The organism is Streptomyces sp. NBC_01268 (genome assembly GCF_036240795.1).
GTDB lineage: Bacteria > Actinomycetota > Actinomycetes > Streptomycetales > Streptomycetaceae > Streptomyces.
The window spans coordinates 765,525-786,279 of the sequence record NZ_CP108454.1 but is presented as its reverse complement, the minus strand read 5'-3'; the positions used below and the strand labels follow the sequence as shown (position 1 = coordinate 786,279).

The 20,755-nt window shown below is 73.1% G+C and carries 17 protein-coding genes; 12 read left to right on the top strand and 5 right to left on the bottom strand.

What is annotated here, in order from left to right; genetic code table 11:
• Positions 1–51: 51 nt before the first annotated feature.
• A complete protein-coding gene (locus tag OG309_RS03330; protein WP_329418193.1) occupies positions 52–1,158 on the top strand; it encodes a calcium:proton antiporter in 1,107 nt (368 codons plus the stop codon).
• Here the strand turns inward: OG309_RS03330 and OG309_RS03325 are convergent.
• Positions 1,148–3,577: a penicillin acylase family protein gene (locus tag OG309_RS03325; RefSeq protein ID WP_329418192.1), complete on the bottom strand. Its 2,430-nt coding sequence runs from the start codon at positions 3,575–3,577 to the stop codon at positions 1,148–1,150. The two genes, OG309_RS03330 and OG309_RS03325, sit on opposite strands and share 11 nt — an antisense overlap.
• A gap of 129 nt (positions 3,578–3,706) precedes the next feature.
• On the opposite strand from OG309_RS03325, the gene OG309_RS03320 reads away from it, so the two are divergent.
• A complete protein-coding gene (locus tag OG309_RS03320; RefSeq protein WP_329418191.1) occupies positions 3,707–5,239 on the top strand; it encodes a fatty acyl-CoA synthetase in 1,533 nt (510 codons plus the stop codon).
• 60 nt (positions 5,240–5,299) lie between these two features.
• On the opposite strand, the gene OG309_RS03315 is transcribed toward OG309_RS03320, so the two are convergent.
• Together OG309_RS03315 and paaK are read right to left on the bottom strand one after the other, a co-directional pair.
• On the bottom strand, positions 5,300–5,680 hold the full coding sequence (locus OG309_RS03315; protein ID WP_329418190.1) for a VOC family protein: 381 nt from the start codon (positions 5,678–5,680) through the stop codon (positions 5,300–5,302).
• Positions 5,681–5,703: 23 nt separating this feature from the next.
• Complete coding sequence (gene paaK, locus OG309_RS03310; RefSeq protein ID WP_329418189.1) at positions 5,704–6,993, bottom strand: phenylacetate--CoA ligase PaaK; 1,290 nt, start codon at positions 6,991–6,993, stop codon at positions 5,704–5,706.
• Positions 6,994–7,353: 360 nt separating this feature from the next.
• Here paaK and OG309_RS03305 point away from each other — a divergent pair, with 360 nt between their 5' ends.
• From OG309_RS03305 to OG309_RS03285, 5 genes are read left to right on the top strand one after another with little or no spacing between them, the layout of a single operon-like run.
• Complete coding sequence (locus OG309_RS03305) at positions 7,354–8,460, top strand: type III polyketide synthase (RefSeq protein ID WP_329418188.1); 1,107 nt, start codon at positions 7,354–7,356, stop codon at positions 8,458–8,460.
• A complete protein-coding gene (locus OG309_RS03300; protein WP_329418187.1) occupies positions 8,457–9,680 on the top strand; it encodes a cytochrome P450 in 1,224 nt (407 codons plus the stop codon). Before OG309_RS03305 ends, OG309_RS03300 begins: the two co-directional genes overlap by 4 nt.
• 16 nt (positions 9,681–9,696) lie before the next feature.
• Positions 9,697–10,266 (top strand): cupin domain-containing protein, encoded by a 570-nt coding sequence (locus OG309_RS03295; protein ID WP_329418186.1) that lies wholly within the window; start codon positions 9,697–9,699, stop codon positions 10,264–10,266.
• Complete coding sequence (locus OG309_RS03290; RefSeq protein WP_329418185.1) at positions 10,263–11,474, top strand: cytochrome P450; 1,212 nt, start codon at positions 10,263–10,265, stop codon at positions 11,472–11,474. The genes OG309_RS03295 and OG309_RS03290 overlap by 4 nt, the downstream gene beginning before the upstream one ends.
• A 42-nt stretch (positions 11,475–11,516) precedes the next feature.
• On the top strand, positions 11,517–12,293 hold the full coding sequence (locus OG309_RS03285; protein WP_329418184.1) for a GNAT family N-acetyltransferase: 777 nt from the start codon (positions 11,517–11,519) through the stop codon (positions 12,291–12,293).
• Positions 12,294–12,309: 16 nt separating this feature from the next.
• Here OG309_RS03285 and OG309_RS03280 read toward each other — a convergent pair whose 3' ends face one another.
• Positions 12,310–13,125: a pentapeptide repeat-containing protein gene (locus OG309_RS03280; protein ID WP_329418183.1), complete on the bottom strand. Its 816-nt coding sequence runs from the start codon at positions 13,123–13,125 to the stop codon at positions 12,310–12,312.
• 102 nt (positions 13,126–13,227) lie between these two features.
• On the opposite strand from OG309_RS03280, the gene OG309_RS03275 reads away from it, so the two are divergent.
• The gene (locus tag OG309_RS03275) at positions 13,228–14,763 is read left to right on the top strand and encodes an alpha/beta fold hydrolase (protein WP_329418182.1); all 1,536 of its coding nucleotides are present in this window, start codon (positions 13,228–13,230) and stop codon (positions 14,761–14,763) included.
• Between the two features lie 79 nt (positions 14,764–14,842).
• Here the strand turns inward: OG309_RS03275 and OG309_RS03270 are convergent, their stop codons facing one another.
• Entirely contained in the window at positions 14,843–16,489 is a 1,647-nt protein-coding gene (locus OG309_RS03270) for an acyl-CoA synthetase (protein ID WP_329418181.1), read from the bottom strand.
• 176 nt (positions 16,490–16,665) lie between these two features.
• Here OG309_RS03270 and OG309_RS03265 point away from each other — a divergent pair, with 176 nt between their 5' ends.
• From OG309_RS03265 to OG309_RS03250, 4 genes are all read left to right on the top strand, one after another.
• Positions 16,666–17,469 carry a crotonase/enoyl-CoA hydratase family protein gene (locus OG309_RS03265; RefSeq protein WP_329418180.1) on the top strand — a complete coding sequence of 268 codons (804 nt, stop codon included), beginning with the start codon at positions 16,666–16,668 and terminating at the stop codon, positions 17,467–17,469.
• Between the two features lie 61 nt (positions 17,470–17,530).
• Positions 17,531–18,493 carry a Zn-ribbon domain-containing OB-fold protein gene (locus OG309_RS03260; RefSeq protein WP_329418179.1) on the top strand — a complete coding sequence of 321 codons (963 nt, stop codon included), beginning with the start codon at positions 17,531–17,533 and terminating at the stop codon, positions 18,491–18,493.
• On the top strand, positions 18,490–19,551 hold the full coding sequence (locus OG309_RS03255) for a thiolase domain-containing protein (protein WP_329418178.1): 1,062 nt from the start codon (positions 18,490–18,492) through the stop codon (positions 19,549–19,551). Before OG309_RS03260 ends, OG309_RS03255 begins: the two co-directional genes overlap by 4 nt.
• Positions 19,544–20,710, top strand: coding sequence for a thiolase domain-containing protein (locus OG309_RS03250; protein ID WP_329418177.1), 1,167 nt, complete (start codon positions 19,544–19,546; stop codon positions 20,708–20,710). Before OG309_RS03255 ends, OG309_RS03250 begins: the two co-directional genes overlap by 8 nt.
• Positions 20,711–20,755 lie beyond the last annotated feature (45 nt).

The window sequence follows — 20,755 nt, the reverse complement described above, 5'->3', positions numbered from 1 at the left end:
GAGCACGCGGCGCACGGAGGACGATCCTCCCTTTATGGCAGGATTCAGGGCATGAGTTCGAGTACCGCAGGACTGACACGACAGTGGACCACCTGGGGCCCCGTGGTCGCGGCGGTGGGGCTGGCCCTCGGCTGGGGGCGTGACCTACCGGCCTTCGCGGTGGTGCTCATCGCCCTCTGCCTCTTCGCCGCCGTCCTCGCGGCCGTCCACCACGCCGAGGTCATCGCCCACCGTGTCGGCGAACCCTACGGCTCCCTCGTACTCGCCGTCGCCGTCACGGTCATCGAGGTCGGACTGATCGTCATGCTGATGATCGGCGGCGGCGACAAGGCGACCAGCTACGCCCGGGACACCGTCTTCGCCGCCGTCATGATCACCTGCAACGGCATCGTCGGCCTCTCCCTGCTCGTCGGCGCGCTGCGGAACAGGACCGCCGTCTTCAACGCGGAGGGCTCCGGCGGCGAGCTCGCCATCGTCTGCACCCTCGCGACCATGACCCTGGTGCTGCCCACGTTCACCACCAGCCACCCCGGCCCCGAGTTCTCCGCCGCCCAGCTCGCCTTCGCCGCGGTCTCCTCCCTCCTCCTGTACGGGGTGTTCGTCGCCGTCCAGACGGTCCGGCACCGCGACTACTTCCTGCCCGTGCCACGGCCGGGCGACGACGGAAAGCAGTCGGAGGACGAGCACGCTGCCCCGCCGACCTCCCGCCAGACCTGGTTCAGCCTCGGCATGCTCGTCGTCGCCCTCGTCGCCGTCGTCGGCAACGCCAAACTGGTCTCGCCCACCATCGAGGACGGCGTCGAGTCCGCGGGCCTGCCCAAGGCCGTCGTCGGTGTCGTCATCGCCCTCATGGTCCTCCTGCCCGAGACGCTGGCGGCCGTGCGCGCGGCGAGCCGGGACCGGATGCAGACCAGCATGAACCTGGCCTACGGCTCGGCCATCGCCAGCATCGGCCTCACGATCCCCTCGATCGCCCTCGCCTCGGTCTGGCTGAAGGGGCCCCTGATCCTCGGCCTGGGACCCCTTCACATGGTGCTGCTCGCGCTCACCGCCGTGGTCAGCGCCCTCACCGTGGTCCCGGGACGGGCCACGCTGCTCCAGGGCAGCGTCCATCTCTCGATCTTCGCCGCCTTCGTGTTCCTGTCGTTCAGCCCCTGACGACCACGATCCTCAGCGCCGGCGAGCGCAGGATGTCCTTCTCGCAGAACCGCGAGGTCACCCAGCGCTCGCCGGAGTAGAGCGCCGTCTGGTCGCTGTAGTGCGGCGAGAGCGGGTTGGAGGACTGGGAGTAGGTCAGGAGGGTGCGGGCCACCGGGCACCGCCCGCCGTCCCAGCCCACCGCCTGCACATGGCTGCTGCCGTGCGCGACCTCCGTGTAGCCGCCGCCCGCCGGGTTCCACACGGGCTCCGTCTTGTTCCAGACGCCCAGCGCCTCGGTGCCGCCGCCCACCGGAACGCGCACCCCGTTGCGTACCACGAACTGGTGCCGTCCCAGCGGCGCGTCCAGCGCGATCCCCGCCGCGCGCAGCTCGGCCACGGCGTCCCTGAGGGCCTTGGCGAAGGCGGGCGCGTCGGTGTTCACGGTGTTCGGGGTGCCGACCGGGTCGGCCGCCGAGAACGGCACCTTCCACTGCTCGGCCTGCGGCGTCGTGGCCGTGAACCTGCGCCAGAACCGGTCGAAGAGCAGCGCGCCCCGGCTCCCGGCGTCCATCGTGCGGTCCCAGGCGCCCAGCACCCGGCACGCCTCCGGATCGTCCGCGAGGGCCGAAGCGCAGGCCCGGGCCGTGTCGGCCGCCGCCAGGTCGCCGGCGGGCGCCCGGTCGGCGAACTGCTGGCGCTGCAGGTCGGCCACCGTCAGCCGGCCGCGCTCCGCCATGGCCGCCACGTCCTCGACGGCGCCGCGGGTGCGCAGCGAGCGCGGGGTCCCGACGGTGCCGAAGATCCGCTCGTAGCCAGTGACCGGGCGCTCGGCGTTGGCCAGCCAGGCGCTGTCGTTGGAGTTCTCCACGTACGGGGCGTCCCGCAGCACCGGCATCCGCGCGGGCCCGAAGACCCCCGGCTGCACCGCGTCCGGGTCCGAGCCGAGCGCGCAGTCGCCCCGCGCACCGTCCAGCACCGCCACGCCGGAGGCCGGGTAGGTGGCGCGGCCCAGCGGGGTGGAGCAGCGCTGCGCCAGCTCGTCGGTGATCCGCGGCAGCAGCTGCGCCTGGGTGAACAGGGTGTGGCCCGAGGAGTCGGCGCCGATCGTGTTCACCCAGGGCAGGCCCTGGGTGCGCCGCAGCGTGTCGACCAGGCCCTGCGTCGAACGGGACCGGGCGAAGCCGAGCGCCGTGTCGGAGGCGCGCAGGTTGGCGGCGTTGGGGTCGTTCAGGGCGAAGGCCGTCGTCGTGGTCCAGGGCAGCGGCAGCTGCGGCCCGAGCCCGGACACCACCGGTCCGTACCGGGTCCACCACTGGGTACGGGTGACCGGGGCGCCGTCCTTGACCGCGACCGTGACCGTACGCGGCGTCATCCGCTCCGGCCTGCCGTCCACCAGGTACGCCGTGGGGTCGGACGGGTCGAGGGTGAGCTGGTGCAGGTTGACCGGGACGCCCGTGGCGACGGTGTGGCTCCAGGCCACCTTGTCGTTGAAGCCGATGCTGACCGGGACGGTGCCGAGCAGGGAGGCGCCGGAGACGTTCAGCTCGCCGGGGATCGTCTGCTGGGACTGCCAGAAGCGTCGGCCGCCCTGCCAGGGGTAGTGCGGATTGCCGAGCAGCAGACCGCGCCCGTTCGCCGTCGTCGAGCCCTGGAACGCGACGGCGTTCGAGCCCATCGTGGCGTTCTCGGCCGCGAACAGAGCCCGCGCCGCCTCGGCCGTACGGTCCGGGTCCGGGGTGGTGGGGACGGTGGTGGCACGGCCGGCGGAGGGCCCGGCGACGGCCCCCGTGGCGGCGGGCGGCCGGGCGGCGGTGATGCCGTCCGCGCCACGCCCCTGGCCGCCGAGGACGGAGACCGCCCAGCCGCGGCGCGCCACGTCGAGCTCGGTGACCGGCCGTACCCAGGCGGCACCGGCGCAGGCCGGGTCGGTGACGCGGTTCTTGCGCAGCCAGGCGTTGTACCCGGCCGCCCAGCCGCGCATCAGCTCCCTGGACCGGCGGCTGGGACCGGCGGGCGCGGGCGTGGCGAGCAGTGCCTCGACCGTGCCGGCGTCCTTCGCCCCGCGGAAGAACAGGTCGCTGGAGAGGTTCTTCGTCGCCGACGACAGGGACCCGTCCGGCACGCCGTCGGCGCCGAACCAGCGCGAGCGCTCACCGGCCACGGTCACGAAGCCGTCGGCGAGGACGCAGACCTGGTCCGCGGCCTGTGCCCAGCCGGTGCCGAAACCGAGGTTCGCGTAGTCCTCGGCCACGATGTGCGGGATGCCGTACTCGGTGTAGCGGATGACGGCCGACAGGCCCCGGTCCGACGGGTGCCGGTCCCGGTCACCGGTGTCGGCGACGGCCGCGGCGGGCAGCGAGGCGGTGACGGTGGCGAGAGCCGCGCCGACCAGCGCCAGGCGTCTGAACCGGGCGGGGAACGAGGTGCGGAAATGCAAGATCCCTCCCAACGGGCGTGCGGTGCATGCGGGTTGGGCCATGCATTCAGCTGAGCGCTTGCTTTGTCAACATCACGTTCGATGTCCGGGGTACTTGACCGGCGGCTCCGCCCGGCCCAGGATCCGTCCATGGAACGAGGACTGGACCGGGGAACCGACCGCGAGCTGCTCACTCTCACCGTCGACGGCGTGCTGCGCGCCAGCGCCCGGCGCGTCCCCGACCGGACCGCCGTGCGCTACGCGGACCGGACGTGGACCTACGCCGAGCTGGACGCCGCCGTCTCGACGGCCGCCGCCGTCCTGGTGGACCCCGAAGGCGCCGGACTCGTGGCGGGCGACCGGGTCGCGACCTACGCCCACAACTCGGACGCCTATCTGATCGCGTTCCTCGCCTGCGCCCGGGCGGGCCTCGTCCACGTGCCGGTCAACCACCACCTGACCGGCGAGGACCTCGACTACCTCCTGCACCAGTCGGGCAGTTCGCTGGTGCTCGCCGACCCGGCGCTCACCGGACGCATCCCGGAGGACTTCCCCGTACAGGTGCTGCGGGACGCCGAGGACTCGCTGCTCGCGAGCCTCGCCGCACCGCGCCCGTACGACGCCGACCGCGATCCCGGCGAGCTCGTGCAGCTCCTCTACACCTCGGGCACCACCGCCCTGCCCAAGGGCGCGATGATGACGCACCGGGCCCTGGTCCACGAGTACGCGAGCGCCCTCGACGCCCTCGACCTGGGCGAGGACGACCGGCCGGTGCACTCGCTGCCGCTCTACCACTCGGCGCAGATGCACGTGTTCCTGCTGCCCTACCTCGCCGTGGGCGCCGAGAACACGATCGTCGACGGGCCCGACCCGGCGGTCCTCATCGACCTGGTCGCATCGGGCCGCTGCGACAGCCTGTTCGCCCCGCCGACGGTCTGGATCGGGCTCGCCGACCACCCCGGCTTCGCCACCCGCGACCTGTCGGCCCTCGGCAAGGCCTACTACGGCGCCTCGATCATGCCGGTGCCGGTCCTGGAGCGGCTGCGGGCACACCTGCCCGGTCTGCGCTTCTACAACTGCTTCGGCCAGTCCGAGATCGGCCCGCTCGCCACCGTCCTCGGCCCCGACGAGCACGAGGGCCGGATGGACTCCTGTGGACGCCCCGTCCGCCACGTCGAGGCCAGGGTCGTCGACGAGCGGGGCGAGGACGCGCCCGACGGCACCCCCGGCGAAGTCGTCTACCGTTCACCGCAGTTGTGCACCGGCTACTGGGAGAAGCCCGAGGAGACCGCGGCGGCCTTCCGGGACGGCTGGTTCCACTCGGGCGACCTCGCCGTGCGCGACGCGGAGGGCTATCTCACCGTCGTCGACCGGGTGAAGGACGTCATCAACTCCGGGGGTGTCCTCGTCGCCTCCCGGCAGGTCGAGGACGCCCTCTACACGCATCCGTCCGTCGTCGAGACGGCGGTCGTCGGACTCCCGGACGAGCGCTGGATCGAGGCCGTCACCGCCTTCGTCGTGCCGCGCGGCGAGGTCACCGAGGCCGAACTCCTCGCGCACGCGCGGGAGAAGCTCGCCCACTTCAAGGCGCCCAAGAGGGTGCTGTTCGTGCCGGAGCTGCCCCGCAACGCCAGCGGAAAGATCCTCAAGCGCGAACTGCGCGACCGCTACGGAGCCGCGTGAGACCGGTGCGTGGGGGGGCGCCCCGCAGGGGGTGTCCCGGGTCCGCCGCCCCGGCGCCCGTCAGCCCTTGCGCTCCTCCAGGACGCAGAGGATGTTGCCCTCGCTGTCCTTGAACCAGGCACCCCGCATGTCCTCCGACTCGACCACGCCGTCGACCGTCTTGATGCCGGGCAGGTCGTAGTCCTCGAAGGCGATGCCCTTGGAGCGCAGCTCCTTCATCTCGGCGTCGAGGTCGGCGACCTTCCAACTCGCCAGGGTGTGCTGGGCCTGGCCGCCGTAGGGGGTCTCGTACAGGCCGATCATGGATCCCCCGGTCTCGTACATCACGTCCTCGGCCGATTCCTTGATGAGCGTGAGGCCGAGGGTCTCACTGTAGAAGCGCTTCGCGCGGACCATGTCGTTGACCGGAATGATCGCCGCTATGGGGGACTCCGCCAGCATCGCAACCACCTCCTCCCTCCAGGCTACGCGCCGTCCCGGAGGTCCACGATCCGCTTGATCTTCCCCACCGAGCGCTCCAGCGTCTCCGGATCGACCACCTCCACGCCCACCGAGACCCCGATCCCGTCCTTCACCGCCGCCGCGATGGCGCGGGCCGCCTCCCGGCGCTGCTCGGGGGTGGCCCCGGCGCGTGCCTCGGCCCGTACGGTCAGGGCGTCGAGGCGGCCCTCGCGGGTGAGCCGGAGCTGGAAGTGGGGGGCGACGGAGGGGGTGCGCAGGACGATCTCCTCGATCTGGGTGGGGAAGAGGTTCACCCCGCGCAGGATCACCATGTCGTCGCTGCGGCCGGTGATCTTCTCCATCCGCCGGAAGACCCGCGCGGTGCCCGGCAGCAGCCGGGTGAGGTCGCGGGTGCGGTAGCGGATCACCGGCATCGCCTCCTTGGTCAGGGAGGTGAAGACCAGCTCGCCCTCCTCCCCGTCCGGCAGCACCTCGCCGGTGATCGGGTCGACGACCTCGGGGAGGAAGTGGTCCTCCCAGATGTGGAGGCCGTCCTTGGTCTCCACGCACTCCTGTGCGACGCCGGGGCCCATCACCTCCGAGAGCCCGTAGATGTCCACGGCGTCGAGGGCGAAGCGCTCCTCGATCTCCCGGCGCATCTCCTCGGTCCAGGGCTCCGCGCCGAAGACCCCGACCTGGAGCGAGGTGCTCCGCGGGTCGATCCCCTGGCGCTCGAACTCGTCGAGCAGGGTGAGCATGTACGAGGGCGTGACCATGATGATCTCGGGCCGGAAGTCCTGGATCAGCTGGACCTGGCGGGCCGTCATGCCGCCGGAGGCGGGGATCACCGTGCAGCCGAGCCGTTCGGCCCCGTAGTGGGCGCCGAGGCCGCCGGTGAACAGGCCGTACCCGTAGGCCACGTGCACCTTGTGGCCGGGCCGGGCGCCGGCCGCGCGCAGGGAGCGGGCGACGACGTCGGCCCAGGTGTCCAGGTCCCGCTCGGTGTAGCCGACCACGGTGGGCCGCCCGGTCGTCCCGCTGGAGGCGTGGATGCGCCGGATCCGCGACTGGTCGACGGCGAACATGCCGAAGGGGTAGTGCGCGCGCAGGTCGGCCTTGGCGGTGAAGGGGAAGCGGGCCAGGTCCGCGAGGCCGCGGCAGTCCTCGGGCCGCACGCCGGCCTCGTCGAAGGCCTGCCGGTAGAACGCCACGTTGTCGTAGGCGTGCCGCAGGGTCGCGCGCAGCCGTTCCAGCTGGAGCGCCTCCAGCTCGTCGCGTCCGAGTCGCTCGCCCGCGTCCAGCAGCTCGCTCATGCGCCACTCCCTCGCCTCGCGTACCACCCCGCCGCCCGTCGTAAATCGGACGACCGATCATTCGGTTGATCTTCCGGCTTCAGTAAAACCGGCGACCCCCGGGGGTTGGCAAGAGGTCGGGGCGGCTTTTCTTCCCTCGCGCACCGGACCGGCCGCAGGAGCGCGCCCGACGCTCCCGAAGCCCCCGGGGGGATCCCCGTCACAGGCACCTTCCCGCAGGTCACGGACGTCTGCCGAAGATCACACATTCGGGTGTGATTGTCCGCCGCAGAGCAGGAACGGTGCTGCGGCGGGGGAGACGGGCCGGAAGATGATCCCGTCCGGCTCCCCCTCCCCACTCCCCGGACGAAATGGACCCCCATGCCTGTCCTGTGCCGTCCCGCCGTCGCCGTGCCCGAGCACGTCATCACCCGGGAGGAGACCCTCGACCTGGCCCGCACGTTGCACGCGGGGCACGAGCAACTGCCTCTCGTCCTGCGCCTGATCGGGAACACCGGCGTCGCCAAGCGGCATCTCGTGCAGCCCATCGAGCGCACCCTCGCCCACCCGGGCTTCGAGGCGCGCAACGCGACGTACGAGACCGAGGCCAAGGCGCGCGTCCCCGCCGTCGTCGCCGAGGCGCTCGCCCACGCCGGGCTCCAGGCGCCCGACATCGACCTCATCGTCTACGTGTCGTGCACCGGGTTCATGATGCCCTCGCTCACCGCCTGGATGATCAACACCCTCGGCTTCCGCGACGACACCCGCCAACTGCCCATCGCCCAGCTGGGCTGCGCCGCCGGCGGCGCGGCGATCAACCGGGCGCACGACTTCTGCGCCGCCTACCCCGGCGCCAACGTCCTGATCGTGGCCTGCGAGTTCTGCTCCCTCTGCTACCAGCCCACCGACCTCACCGTCGGCAACCTGCTCTCCAACGGCCTCTTCGGCGACGCCGTCGCCGCCGCCGTCGTCCGCGGCTCGGGCGGCACCGGCGTCCTCCTGGAGTGCAACGGCTCCCACCTCGTCCCCGACAGCGAGGACTGGATCGCCTACAAGGTCCGCGAGACCGGCTTCCACTTCCTGCTCGACAAGCGCGTCCCCGGCACCATGGAGCAGCTCGCGCCCGCCCTCGTCGACCTCGCCGCCCGGTACGGCAGGGACGCCGGCCGGCAGGACTTCTACCTCATCCACGCCGGCGGCCCCCGCATCCTCGACGACCTCTGCAAACACCTGGACGTCGTCCCCGACATGTTCCGCTTCAGCCGGGCCACCCTCACCGAGTACGGCAACATCGCCAGCGCCGTCGTCCTCGACGCCCTGCGCCGCCTCTTCGACGAGGGTGGCGCCGCGCCCGGCGCCACCGGGCTCATCGCCGGCTTCGGCCCCGGCATCACCGCCGAGATCTCCCTCGGCAGCTGGACCGGCGAGGCCCCTCCCCGCACCCTCCTCGACACCCCACCCACCACGACAGCGGCGGTGGCACGATGACCACGACCCACACCCCCGAGAACGCCGACGACCCCCAGGTGCACTTCTGGGCCGTCCCCGATCTCACCGGACTCGCCTTCGACCCGCTCCTCGCCCGACTGCTCCACGAGGACCCCGTCACCCGGGTGCGCCTCCCGCACGGCGAGGGCCACGCCTGGCTCGTCACCCGCTACGAGGACGTCAAGTTCGTCTCCGTCGACCCCCGGTTCAGCCGCCAGGCCGTCTACGGGCGCTCCATCACCCGGCTCGCCCCCCACTTCATCCCCATGGAAGGCGCCGTCGGCTTCGCCGACCCGCCGGACCACACCCGGATGCGCCGGGTCGTCGCCCGCGCCTTCAGCGCCCGCGCCCTGCGCTCCCTGCGCGAGCACGCCCAGGACGTGATGGACGGCCTCCTCGACCGCCTCGAACGGCACGGTCCGCCCGCCGACCTCATGGAGATGGTCAACCGCCCCTTCCCGCTCGCCATGGTCAGCGAACTCATGGGCGTCCCCGAGGGCGACCGGCCCCTCATGGCGAAGTGGTCCGACGCCATCATCTCCGCCGCGGCCGGCCGCGAGGCCAGCGAGCACGCCAAGGGCGAGATGGCCCGCTACTTCACCGAACTCGTCGGCCGCAGCCACGACACCGGCAAGGAGACCCTCGCCGCCGTCCTCGCCGACGCCGTCGACGACGGCACCCTGGAGGAGCACGAGGCCGTCGGCCTCGCCGTCCTCATCCAGATCGGCGGCGCCCACGCCGTCCGCAACAACAGCGCCAACATGGTCTACGCGCTCCTCACCCACCCCGAGCACCTGGCCCGGCTCCGCACCGAACCCGGACTCCTGCCCCGGGCCGTCGACGAACTGCTGCGCTACATCCCGCACCGCAACGCCGTCGGCCTCTCCCGGATCGCCATGGAGGACGTCGAGGTCGGCGGCGTCACCATCGCCGAGGGCGACCCCGTCTACGTCTCCTACCTCACCGCCAACCGCGACCCCTCCGTCTTCCCCGACCCGGAGAAGCTGGACTTCGACCGCGGCTACAACCCGCACGTCGCCTTCGGCCACGGCCCGCACTACTGCCCCGGCTCCGCACTCGCCCGCATCGAGTCCGAGATCCTCCTCGACTCGCTGTGGACCCGCTTCCCCGACCTGCGGCTCGCCGTCCCCGAGGAGGAGCTCCGCTGGCAGCGCGGCGCCCTGATCCGAGGCCCCGAGACCCTGCCCGTCACCTGGTGAGAGGACCTGCCGCCCCATGACCGCGACCGCCATCGGAACGGGCGGCGGCCTCATCGTGCCGCCCGGCCACGGCAAGACCCTCACCACCGCCGCCCAGCGCGTCACCTTCAAGGTGACCGGCGAGCACACCCCCACCTCCTCCACCTTCGAGGTCCTCGTCCCGCCCGGCTTCGACGTCGGCGCGCACACCCACGGGCACAGCGAGGAGCTCTTCTACGTCCTGGAGGGCGAGCTCGACGTCCTCGCCTTCGAGCCGCTCGTCCGCACCCGCGACAGCTGGCGCGACTGGGAGTCCGCCTCGGGACAGCGCGCCGTCCGCGCCACCGCCGGCACCCTCATGCTGGTGCCGCCCGGCTGCCCGCACGCCTTCGCCAACCCCACCGGCGAACCCGTACGGATGCTGTTCCAGGCCTCCCCACCGCCCGACCACGAGCGCTACTTCGAGGAGCTGATGGAGATCCTCGGCTCCGGCGGCCCGGTCGACCACGCCGCCGTCGAACAGCTGCGGCTCCGCTACGACATCGACCAGATCACCCCGCTCCGGCACGACGCCGGACACCCGCGGAGAACGGCCCCCACACCATGAACGCGCCCGACGGACCCGACGGGGTCGTCCACGACTGGATCCCGTCCCCCCTGCCCGACACCGTCTTCGACCCCCTCCCGCACCGGCTCCTGCACGAGGAGCCGGTCGCCCGGGTGCGCCTCCCGTACGGCGAGGGGCTCGCCTGGCTCGTCACCCGCTACGAGGACGTCAAGCTGGTCGCCTCCGACCCGCGGCTGAGCCGCGCCCGCACCGTCGGCCGGCCGGTCACCAGCATGACCCCGCACACCCTCGCCCCGGCCGGCGGCGTCGGCCGGGCCGACCCGCCCGACCACACCCGGCTGCGCAGGCTGATCGCCCCCACCTTCGGCCGCCGCCGCATGACCGCCCTGCGCGAGCACACCGAGCGGATGGCCTCGACGCTCGCCCTGCGCACCCTGGAGACCGGCCCGCCGGCCGACCTCGCCGAGAGCTTCGTCGGCCCGCTGTCCGCCACCGTCATCGCCGAACTCCTCGGCGTCCCCGCCGCCGACCTGGACCGCGTCCAGGCCTGGCGGGCCGGGATCCTGTCGAACGACACCACCGCCGCCGCGGGCGAAGCCGTCAAGAAGGAGATCGCCGGCTACTTCGCCGACCTGGCCCGGCACCGGGCCGCGCACCCCGGCGACGACCTCGTCAGCGAACTCGCCGCCGCCCGCGGGACCGGCGGGATCAGCACCCCCGAACTGGTGTCGATGGCCGTCATGCTCACCCTCAACGGGCTCGACGCCGTCCGGAACATCGTCTCCACCATGGCGTACGTCCTCCTCGTCCATCCCGCGCAGACGGCGAAGCTGCGCGCGGCCCCCGACCGCCTGCCCCGGGCCGTCGACGAACTCCTCCGCTACATCCCGCAACGCGACGGCGTCGGCATGCCCAGGATCGTCACCGCCGACATCGAGGTCGGCGGGGTCACCCTCCGCGAAGGCGAGGCCGTCTACGTCTTCTACCCGGCCGCCAACCGCGACCCGTCCGTCTACACCGACCCCGACCGGCTCGACCTCGACCGGGACGAGGCCCCGCACCTCGCCTTCGGCCACGGCGCCCACTACTGCGCGGGCGCCCGACTGGCCCGCATGGAGGCCGAGGTGATGCTCGGCACCCTGCTCGCCCGCTTCCCCGCCCTGGCGCTCGCCGTGCCGCCCGGACAGGTCGCCTGGCGGACGGGCACGGTCAACCGAGGACCCGAGGCACTGCCCGTGACCTGGTAATCCAGTGGCGTCGGCGCCGTGGCGGATGTTGAGGTGGAGGTCATGGACATCACCGCACTGCGCACCCTCTACGACCGCCAGCGCCGCATCGGCGCCCGCCCCGAAGGACCCGGCTGCCGGGTCGAACGCGACGGCCTCGTCGTCCGCCACGAAGGCCCCTCCTACGCCTGGAACGGCGTCCTGTGGTCCGGCCTCGGCCCCCGGGACGCCGACGCGGCCATCGCCGCCGAGATCCGCCACTTCCGCACCGTCGGCCACTCCTTCGAATGGACGTTGTACGGGCACGACGGGCCGGCCGACCTCGCCGACCGGCTCCTCGCCGCCGGATTCACCGCCGAGGAGCCCGAGACCCTGATGGTCGCCGAGGCGGCGTCCCTGCCCGCCGCCGTGGACCTGCCGGACGGCGTGGAGATCCACCCCGTCACCGACGAGGCCGGCGTACGGATGATGGTCGAGGTGCACGACAAGGCCTTCGGCACCGACGGATCGCAGTACGCCAGCCGGCTGCTCGACCAGCTCGCCGCCGCGCCCGACTCCGTCGCCGCGGTCGTCGTCCTCGCCGACGGCGTCCCCGTCAGCTCGGCCCGCCTCGACCTGCCCGAGGGCTCCGACTTCGCCGGCCTGTACGGCGGCGGCACCGTCGAGGAATGGCGCGGCCGGGGCCTCTACCGCGCCCTCGTCTCCTACCGTGCCCGCCTCGCGACCGCCCGGGGCCACCGCTACGTCCAGGTCGACGCCGCGCCCACCAGCCGTCCCATCCTCCAGCGCCTCGGCTTCGCCGAACTGACCACGATGACCCCGTACGTGTACGAGGTCTGAGCGGCCCCCGGAGGCGTCAGCGCGACCAGTGCGCCGGGCGCGCGAAGCCGTCCGGCAGACGGGTGGCGGCGTCGCCGCGCGCCGCGTTGAGCTGCGGCTGGGTGAGGAAGAGCGCACCGGTCAGGTCCGCCCCCGACAGGTCGGCGTCCCGCAGGTCCGCGCCGATCAGGTCCGCGAGCGACAGGTCCGCCCCCGACAGGTCGGCGGCGATGAGCAGCGCCCCGCGCAGGTCCGCCCCGCGCAGCTTGGCCCCGCGCAGCCGGGCGCCGATCAGGTCGGCGCCGCGCCGGCTCTTCGGCTTGCCGCCGGCGGCCGCGCGGACCAGGGAGCTGCTCTTCAGGAGCAGGGGGTTCACCTCGGCCCGCACCGGGCCGACGTCGAACCGCTCCAGGTCGGCCGGGGCGCCCTCGGTCAGCGCGGTGACCCGGGCGAGGGCCCGGTCGAGCTCGCCGTGGAGCGTGCGGGTCGCGGGCAGGGCACGGGCCTCGGCCAGGTACCGCAGCAGCTCGTGCAGCTGCCGCATCACCGGGAAGACCTCGTACATCCGGCGCGCGGTGTCCGGGGCCTCGCGCCAGGAGACGCCGCCGAAGGTCACCTGGGAGACCTTCTGGCCGGCGCCGAAGCAGTCGTACACGGTGCAGCCGGGGAAGCCGCTGTCCCGCAGCCGGGTGTGGATGCCGCAGCGGAAGTCCTCCTGGAGGTTCCGGCACGCTTCGCCCGAGGCCTTGTTCACGGCGAAGTCCGCGGACTTGGCGAAGGGGAGGGCCACACAGCACAGCCCGAAGCAGTTGGCGCAGTCGCCGCGCAGCTCGGCCTGACGGGTCTCGGACACGGTGAAACGGCTTCCTTCGCTGGTGGGGCGGACATCCCACCGTATCGCGCTGTCGGCGAACTCTGTTGCCCCGACCGGGCCCGCCTGACCATGATCGGCGGCATGGCTCAGCACACGCGCACGTTCACGACGTACGACGGAACCGAACTCGCCTACCGGGTCCAGGGCCGGGGCGAACCCCTGGTCGTCCTGCCCGGCGGGCCCATGCGCGACCCGGTCTACCTCGGCGACCTCGGGGGCCTGCCCGCCCACCGCACCCTCGTCGTGCTCCACGCGCGCGGCACCGGGGACAGCGCGGCCCCCGCCGACCCGGAGACCTACCGCTGCGACCGGCAGGTCGCCGACGTCGAGGCGCTCCGCGCCCACCTGGGGCTCGACCGGATCGACCTCCTCGGGCACTCCGCGAGCGGCAACCTCGCCACCCTGTACGCGGCCGCGCACCCCGAGCGCGTGCGCTCCCTCGTCCTCGTCACCCCCGGCACCCGCGCCGTCGGCGTCGAGACCACCGACGAGGAGTGGGACAGGGCCGCGGCCGAGACCTTCGCCGACCGCCCCTGGTACCCCGAGGCCCGCGCGGCCCTGGAGACGATCGACGCAACCACCCCGATGGAGCGTGCCGCCGAGCTGGTCATGCCCTTCGCGTACGGCCGCTGGGACGAGGCCGCGCGGGCCCACGCCGCCGGGGTGCGCACCGAGAAGAACTGGGCCGCGGCCGCCGCCTACCACGGGGACGGCGCCTTCACCCCCGAGGCCACCCGGCACGCCCTGCGCGCGGTGACCGCCCCCGTCCTCGTCCTCGCCGGCGGGTACGACAACGGGCCCACCCCCGCCAAGGCCGCCGAGCTGGCCGCCTGCTTCCCCCACGCCGAACTCGTCGTCCAGGCGGGCGCCGGACACTTCCCCTGGGTCGACGACCCCGGCGCGTTCGCCCGCCCGGTCGCGGCCTTCCTCGACCCCGAGGTGCGCACGGTCACCGTCGACGGCGTCCGGCTCGCCTACCGGGTGCGGGGCCCCGAGGGCGCCCCGCCCGTCGTCCTGGTGCACGGCCGCGGGGGCGACTCCACCGAGTGGGCGGAGATCGCGGCCGAGCTCGCGGCCGACCGCCGGGTGTACGCGCTCGACCTGCGCGGCCACGGCCTGAGCGACCATCCCGGGGAGTACGGCTTCGCGGCGCTCCGCGACGAGATCGGTGGCTTCCTCAAGGCCCTCGGGCTCGTCGGGGCCACCGTCGTCGGGCACTCGATGGGTGGGGCGGCGGCCTGTCTGCTCGCGCAGCGCGAGCCGGCCCTGGTGGGGCGGCTCGTCCTGGAGGACGCCCCGGTCTTCTTCCCCGTCCTGCCGCCGCGCGGCCCGGCGGGCCTCCCGGAGGAGCCGGTCGCCTTCGACTGGGCGGTGCTCGACGCGACCAACGCCGATCTGAACGACCCGGACCCGGCCTGGCGCGAGGAGCTGACCGCCGTCACCGCCCCGACCCTGATCATCGGCGGCGGGCCGACCAGCCATCTGCCGCAGCAGCACCTGGCCTGGATGGCCGAGCGGGTGCCGGACGCCCGGCTGGTCACGATCGAGGCCGGACACCTGGTGCACGCTGCCCGGCCCCGCGAATTCCTCGCCGCTCTCCGGGAGTTCGGCGTCTGAAGCGTCTGAAGCGTCTGAAGCGTCTGAAGCGTCTGGACCGTCTGCGCCGTCGCGATCCGCCGAGGGCGGCCGCGATCCGTCAGGAGGCGTCGCCCTCCGCCGCCGTCGCGCCGTCCGCGTCCACCGCCACCGTGCGCGCCCACCGGTAGTCCGCCTTGCCGCTGGGCGAGCGCTGGATCCGGTCGGCGAGCACGAGCTGGCGCGGCACCTTGTAGCCGGCCAGCCGGGTGCGGCAGTGGGCCTGGACGGCCGCCAGGTCCAGCGGCGCGGCCCCGGAGCGCAGCTGGACGACGGCGGCCACGTGGTTGCCCCACCTGGCGTCGGGCACTCCGGCGACCAGCGCGTCGTACACGTCCGGATGGGACTTGAGCGCCTGCTCGACCTCCTCCGGATACACCTTCTCGCCACCGGTGTTGATGCACTGCGACCCGCGGCCGAGGACGGTGACGATGCCCTCCTCGTCGACGGTGGCCATGTCGCCGAGGAGCACCCAGCGCTCGTCGCCCTTCTGGAAGAAGGTCTCGGCGGTCTTGGCCGGGTCGTTGTAGTAGCCGAGCGGCACGTGGCCGCGCTGGGCGAGCCGGCCGATCTCGCCGACGCCGACGAGCTCGTGGGTGGCCGGGTCGACCACCTGGGTGCGCTCGTTGACCTGCAGCCGGAAGCCCTTCTCGGGGCCCGAGTCGTCGGTGGCCCGGCCGTTGGAGCCGGACTCCGAGGAGCCGAAGTTGTTGAGCAGCAGCACGTTCGGCGCGAGCGCCTGGAACTGGGCGCGGACGGTGTCGGACATGATGGCGCCCGACGAGGAGAGGCTGAAGAGCGCGGACAGGTCGGTGCCCCGGAGCGGTCCGTTGAGGGCGTCGATCAGCGGGCGCAGCATCGCGTCGCCGACCAGCGAGACGCTGGAGACCTTCTCCTTCTCGATGGTCCGCAGCACTTCCTCGGGCACGTACTTGCGGTGGATCACCACCCGCTGCCCGTAGTTGAAGGCGACGAACGAGGTGAGCGTCGAGGTGCCGTGCATCAGCGGGGGAGTCGGGAAGAAGGTGATCCCGGCGCCGCCCGCGGCGACCCGCTCGGACAGTTCCTCGGGGCGCTTCACGGGCTCGCCCGACGGGTCGCCGCCGAAGAGCCCCGCGAAGAACAGGTCCTCCTGGCGCCACATCACGCCCTTGGGCATGCCGGTGGTGCCGCCCGTGTAGATGATGAAGAGGTCGTCGGCCGAGCGCGGCGCGAATCCGCGCTCCGGTGACGAGGCCGCCTCCGCCGCCGTGAACTCCACGCAGTCGAGCTCCGGCGCGCCCTCGGGCGGGGTCCCCACCCGCACGAGGTGCCGCAGCTTCTCCGTCTGCGGCTGCGCGGCCGCCACCCGCTCGGTGAACTCCGCGTCGAACACGAGCGCGGCCAGGTCGGCGTCCCGGTAGAGGTAGACCAGCTCCTCCTCCACGTACCGGTAGTTGACGTTCACCGGCACGATCCGGGCCTTGAGGCAGGCGAGCACGGTCTGCAGGTACTCGATGCCGTTGTACAGGTGGATGCCGAGCTGTTCGCCGGGGCGCAGACCCGCGTCGATCAGGTGATGCGCCAGGCGGTTGGCCGCGGCGTCGAGTGCGGCGTAGGTCAGCCGGCGCTCCGCGCCGGTGCCGGGGTGGTCGACGTAGACCAGCGCCTCGCGGTCCGGGACCACGTCGACGACCGATTCGAACAGGTCGGCAAGGTTGTACTCCACCGTTCCTCCTGATCCTGGCCCGGACGGACCCGACGGTCACTGGCGCGGTCATCAGAGCACCGACGGGCGGAGGTGGGAAGGGGGCGCGCAGAAGAATCTGACTGGGTGTCAGAAAACTATTGAACTGGACCCGTCACTCCTGCAACCTGTTCCAGAACTGGAGACGGGAGACGCCCATGGGCGGCAGCACCGAGCACCTCACCGTGCGGCGCGAAGGCGCCACGCTCGTACTCACCCTCAATCGGCCCGAGGCCAAGAACGCCCTCTCGCTGCCGATGCTGGTCGGCCTCTACGACGGCTGGCTGGAAGCCGACGCCGACGACACGATCCGCTCCGTCGTCCTCACCGGCGCCGGCGGCAGCTTCTGCGCCGGGATGGACCTCAAGGCACTGGCCGGCAAGGGCATGGAGGGCGAGGCGTACCGGGACCGCATGACCGCGGACCCCGACCTGCACTGGAAGGCGATGCTGCGCCACCATCGCCCCCGCAAACCCGTGATCGCCGCCGTCGAGGGCCACTGCGTCGCCGGCGGCACCGAGATCCTGCAGGGCACCGACATCCGCGTCGCCGGGGCCTCCGCGACCTTCGGCCTCTTCGAGGTCCGCCGCGGCCTCTTCCCGATCGGCGGCTCCACGGTCCGCCTGCCCCGGCAGATCCCGCGCACCCACGCCCTGGAGATGCTCCTCACCGGCCGCCCCTACACGGCCGACGAGGCCCTCCGGATCGGCCTCGTGGGCAGCGTCGTCCCCGACGGCACCACCCTCGACGCGGCCCTGGAGATCGCCGAACGGATCAACGCCTGCGGGCCGCTGGCCGTCGAGGCGGTCAAGGCCTCCGTCTACGAGACCGCGGAGATGACGGAGGAGGAGGGCCTGGCGGCCGAACTGAAGCGCGGCTGGCCGATCTTCGCCACCGCGGACGCCAAGGAGGGGGCGAAGGCCTTCGCGGAGAAGCGCGCGCCGGTGTACCGGCGCGAATGAGGGAACGGACCCGCGCGCCGCAGGCACCGCCACCGCGTCCCACCCACCAAGGAGCCGCCCCGTGACATCCGCCCCCGAAACGCTCTCCGCGCCGCTCGTCGTCGAGTTCCCCTTCACCCGCTCCCTCGGCCCCGTCCAGTCCGCCTTCCTCACCGGGCTGCGCGAGCGCACCCTGCTCGGCGTGCGCACCGAGGCGGGCCGGGTCCTCGTACCGCCCGTCGAGTACGACCCCGAGACCGCCGCCGAACTCCGCGAGCTCGTCGAGCTCCCGACCACCGGCACCGTCACCACCTGGGCCTGGAACCCCGACCCCCGCCCCCAACAGCCCCTCGCGACCCCCTTCGCCTGGGTACTGGTCCGGCCCGACGGCGCCGACTCGGCCCTCCTGCACGCCCTCGACGCGCCCGGCCCCGAGGCCGTGCACACCGGCATGCGGGTCCGGATCCGCTGGGCCGCCGAACGGCAGGGCGCCCTCACCGACATCGCCTGCTTCGAACCGTACGAAGGCGCCGGCACCCCCGACGAGGCCGCGCCCCGCGCCCACGACGGCCGGTTCGAGGACCCCGTCACCGGCATCGTGGCCCACGCCCGCCTCGACTACACGTACAGCCCCGGCCGCGCCCAGACCGGCTACCTCCAGGGACTCGCCGAGCGCCGCACCGTCGGCGAACGCTGCCCGTCCTGCGCCAAGGTCTACGTCCCGCCCCGCGGCGCCTGCCCCACCTGCGGCGTCGCCACCACCGACCGCGTCGAGGTCGGCCCGCGCGGCACGGTCACCACGTACTGCATCGTCAACATCAAGGCGAAGAACCTGGACATCGAAGTCCCCTACGTCTACGCCCACATCGCGCTCGACGGCGCGGGGCTCGCCCTGCACGGCCGGATCGGCGGCATCCCCTACGACCAGGTGCGCATGGGCCTGCGCGTCGAACCCGTGTGGAGCGAGGACGGCCGCTACCCCGACCACTACCGCCCCACCGGGGAGCCGGACGCCGACTACGACACGTACAAGGAGCTGCTGTGAGCCGAGAAGTGGCGATCGTCGCCTTCGCCCAGACCGACCACGCCCGGCGCACCGACGAACTCTCCGAAGTCGAGATGGTCATGCCGGTCCTCCACGACGTGCTGCGGCAGACCGGCCTGAAGACCTCCGACATCGGCTTCACCTGCTCCGGCTCCTCCGACTACCTGGCCGGCCGCGCCTTCTCCTTCACCATGGCCCTGGACGGCGTGGGCGCCTGGCCGCCGATCTCCGAGTCGCACGTCGAGATGGACGGCGCCTGGGCCCTGTACGAGGCCTGGGTGAAACTGCTCACCGGCGAGGCGGACACCGCGCTCGTCTACGCCTACGGCAAGTCCTCGCCCGGCTCCGTGCGCGACGTCCTGACCCGCCAGCTCGACCCGTACTACGTGGCACCGCTGTGGCCCGACTCCGTCGCCCTCGCCGCCCTGCAGGCACGCGCCCTGATCGACGCCGGGGAGACGGACGAACCGGCGCTCGCCCGGATCGCCGCCCGCAGCCGCGAGGACGCCGCCGCCAACCCCCACGCCCAGCTCCCCGGGGCCCGCCCCCAGGGCGACTACGTCGTCGCGCCGCTGCGCACCGGCGACTGCCCGCCCATCGGCGACGGCGCGGCAGCCGTGATCCTCGCCGCCGGCGACAAGGCGCGCGAGCTGTGTGCGCGGCCCGCCTGGATCACCGGAATGGACCACCGCATCGAGGCCCACTCCCTCGGCGTGCGCGACCTCACCGACGCGCCCTCCGTCCGGCTCGCCGCCGAACGCGCCGGAGCCTTCGACCCGGCCCGCCCGCCGCTCGACACCGCCGAACTCCACGCGCCGTTCTCCTCCCAGGAGGTCGTGCTGCGCAAGGCCCTCGGCCTCGGGGACGAGGTCCGGGTCAACCCGTCCGGCGGGGCGCTCGCCGCCAACCCGGTGATGGCCGCCGGCCTCATCCGGCTCGGCGAGGCCGCCGCCCGCATCCACCGCGGCGCCTCGGACCGCGCCCTCGCCCACGCCACCTCCGGGCCCTGCCTCCAGCAGAACCTGGTCGCCGTCCTGGAAGGGGACTCGCATGAGTAAGGAGCCCGTCGCGATCGTCGGGATCGGCCAGACCAAGCACGTCGCCGCCCGCCGGGACGTCTCCATGGCCGGGCTGGTCCGCGAGGCCGCCCTGCGCGCCCTGGAGGACGCCGGCCTGACCTGGTCGGACATCGACGCCGTCGTCATCGGCAAGGCCCCCGACTTCTTCGAGGGCGTGATGATGCCGGAGCTCTACCTGGCCGACGCCCTCGGCGCGGTCGGCAAACCGATGCTGCGCGTGCACACGGCGGGCTCGGTCGGCGGCTCCACCGCCCTGGTGGCGGCCAACCTCGTGGCGGCCCGCGTGCACGGCACCGTGCTGACCCTGGCCTTCGAGAAGCAGTCCGAGTCCAACGCCATGTGGGGCCTGTCCCTGCCCGTCCCGTTCCAGCAGCCGCTGCTCGCCGGGGCCGGCGGCTTCTTCGCCCCGCACGTGCGCGCCTACATGCGCCGCACGGGCGCCCCCGACGCGATCGGCTCGCTCGTCGCGTACAAGGACCGCCGCAACGCCCTCAAGAACCCGTACGCGCACCTCCACGAGCACGACATCACCCTGGAGAAGGTCCAGTCCTCGCCGATGCTGTGGGACCCGATCCGCTACTCCGAGACCTGCCCCTCCTCGGACGGCGCCTGCGCCATGATCCTCACCGACCGGGCGGGCGCGGCCCGCTCGCCCCGGCCGCCCGCGTGGGTGCACGGCGGCGCCATGCGCAGCGAGCCGACCCTCTTCGCGGGCAAGGACTTCGTCTCCCCGCAGGCCGGCCGCGACTGCGCCGCCGACGTCTACCGGCAGGCCGGGATCACCGACCCGCGCCGCGAGATCGACGCGGTGGAGATGTACGTGCCGTTCTCCTGGTACGAGCCGATGTGGCTGGAGAACCTGGGCTTCGCCGAAGAGGGCGAAGGCTGGAAACTCACCGAGGCGGGCGTCACGGAACTGGACGGCGACCTCCCGGTGAACCCGTCCGGCGGAGTCCTGTCGACGAACCCCATCGGAGCCTCCGGCATGATCCGCTTCGCCGAGGCGGCCCTCCAGGTCCGGGGCCAGGCGGGAGAACACCAGATAGAAGGAGCCCGAAAGGCCCTGGGCCACGCGTACGGAGGCGGCGCCCAGTTCTTCGCGATGTGGCTGGTGGGCGCGGACCGTCCCACGAGCTGACCCACCGCACCCCGGCTCTCCGTGACGTGAGGCGGGGCGTCCCCG

Coding starts and splice junctions, on each gene's coding strand:
- OG309_RS03330 (WP_329418193.1), top strand. CDS start 52: ATGAGTTCGAGTACCGCAGGACTGACACGACAGTGGACCACCTGGGGC.
- OG309_RS03320 (WP_329418191.1), top strand. CDS start 3,707: ATGGAACGAGGACTGGACCGGGGAACCGACCGCGAGCTGCTCACTCTC.
- OG309_RS03315 (WP_329418190.1), bottom strand. CDS start 5,680: ATGCTGGCGGAGTCCCCCATAGCGGCGATCATTCCGGTCAACGACATG.
- paaK (WP_329418189.1), bottom strand. CDS start 6,993: ATGAGCGAGCTGCTGGACGCGGGCGAGCGACTCGGACGCGACGAGCTG.
- OG309_RS03305 (WP_329418188.1), top strand. CDS start 7,354: ATGCCTGTCCTGTGCCGTCCCGCCGTCGCCGTGCCCGAGCACGTCATC.
- OG309_RS03300 (WP_329418187.1), top strand. CDS start 8,457: ATGACCACGACCCACACCCCCGAGAACGCCGACGACCCCCAGGTGCAC.
- OG309_RS03295 (WP_329418186.1), top strand. CDS start 9,697: ATGACCGCGACCGCCATCGGAACGGGCGGCGGCCTCATCGTGCCGCCC.
- OG309_RS03290 (WP_329418185.1), top strand. CDS start 10,263: ATGAACGCGCCCGACGGACCCGACGGGGTCGTCCACGACTGGATCCCG.
- OG309_RS03285 (WP_329418184.1), top strand. CDS start 11,517: ATGGACATCACCGCACTGCGCACCCTCTACGACCGCCAGCGCCGCATC.
- OG309_RS03275 (WP_329418182.1), top strand. CDS start 13,228: ATGGCTCAGCACACGCGCACGTTCACGACGTACGACGGAACCGAACTC.
- OG309_RS03265 (WP_329418180.1), top strand. CDS start 16,666: ATGGGCGGCAGCACCGAGCACCTCACCGTGCGGCGCGAAGGCGCCACG.
- OG309_RS03250 (WP_329418177.1), top strand. CDS start 19,544: ATGAGTAAGGAGCCCGTCGCGATCGTCGGGATCGGCCAGACCAAGCAC.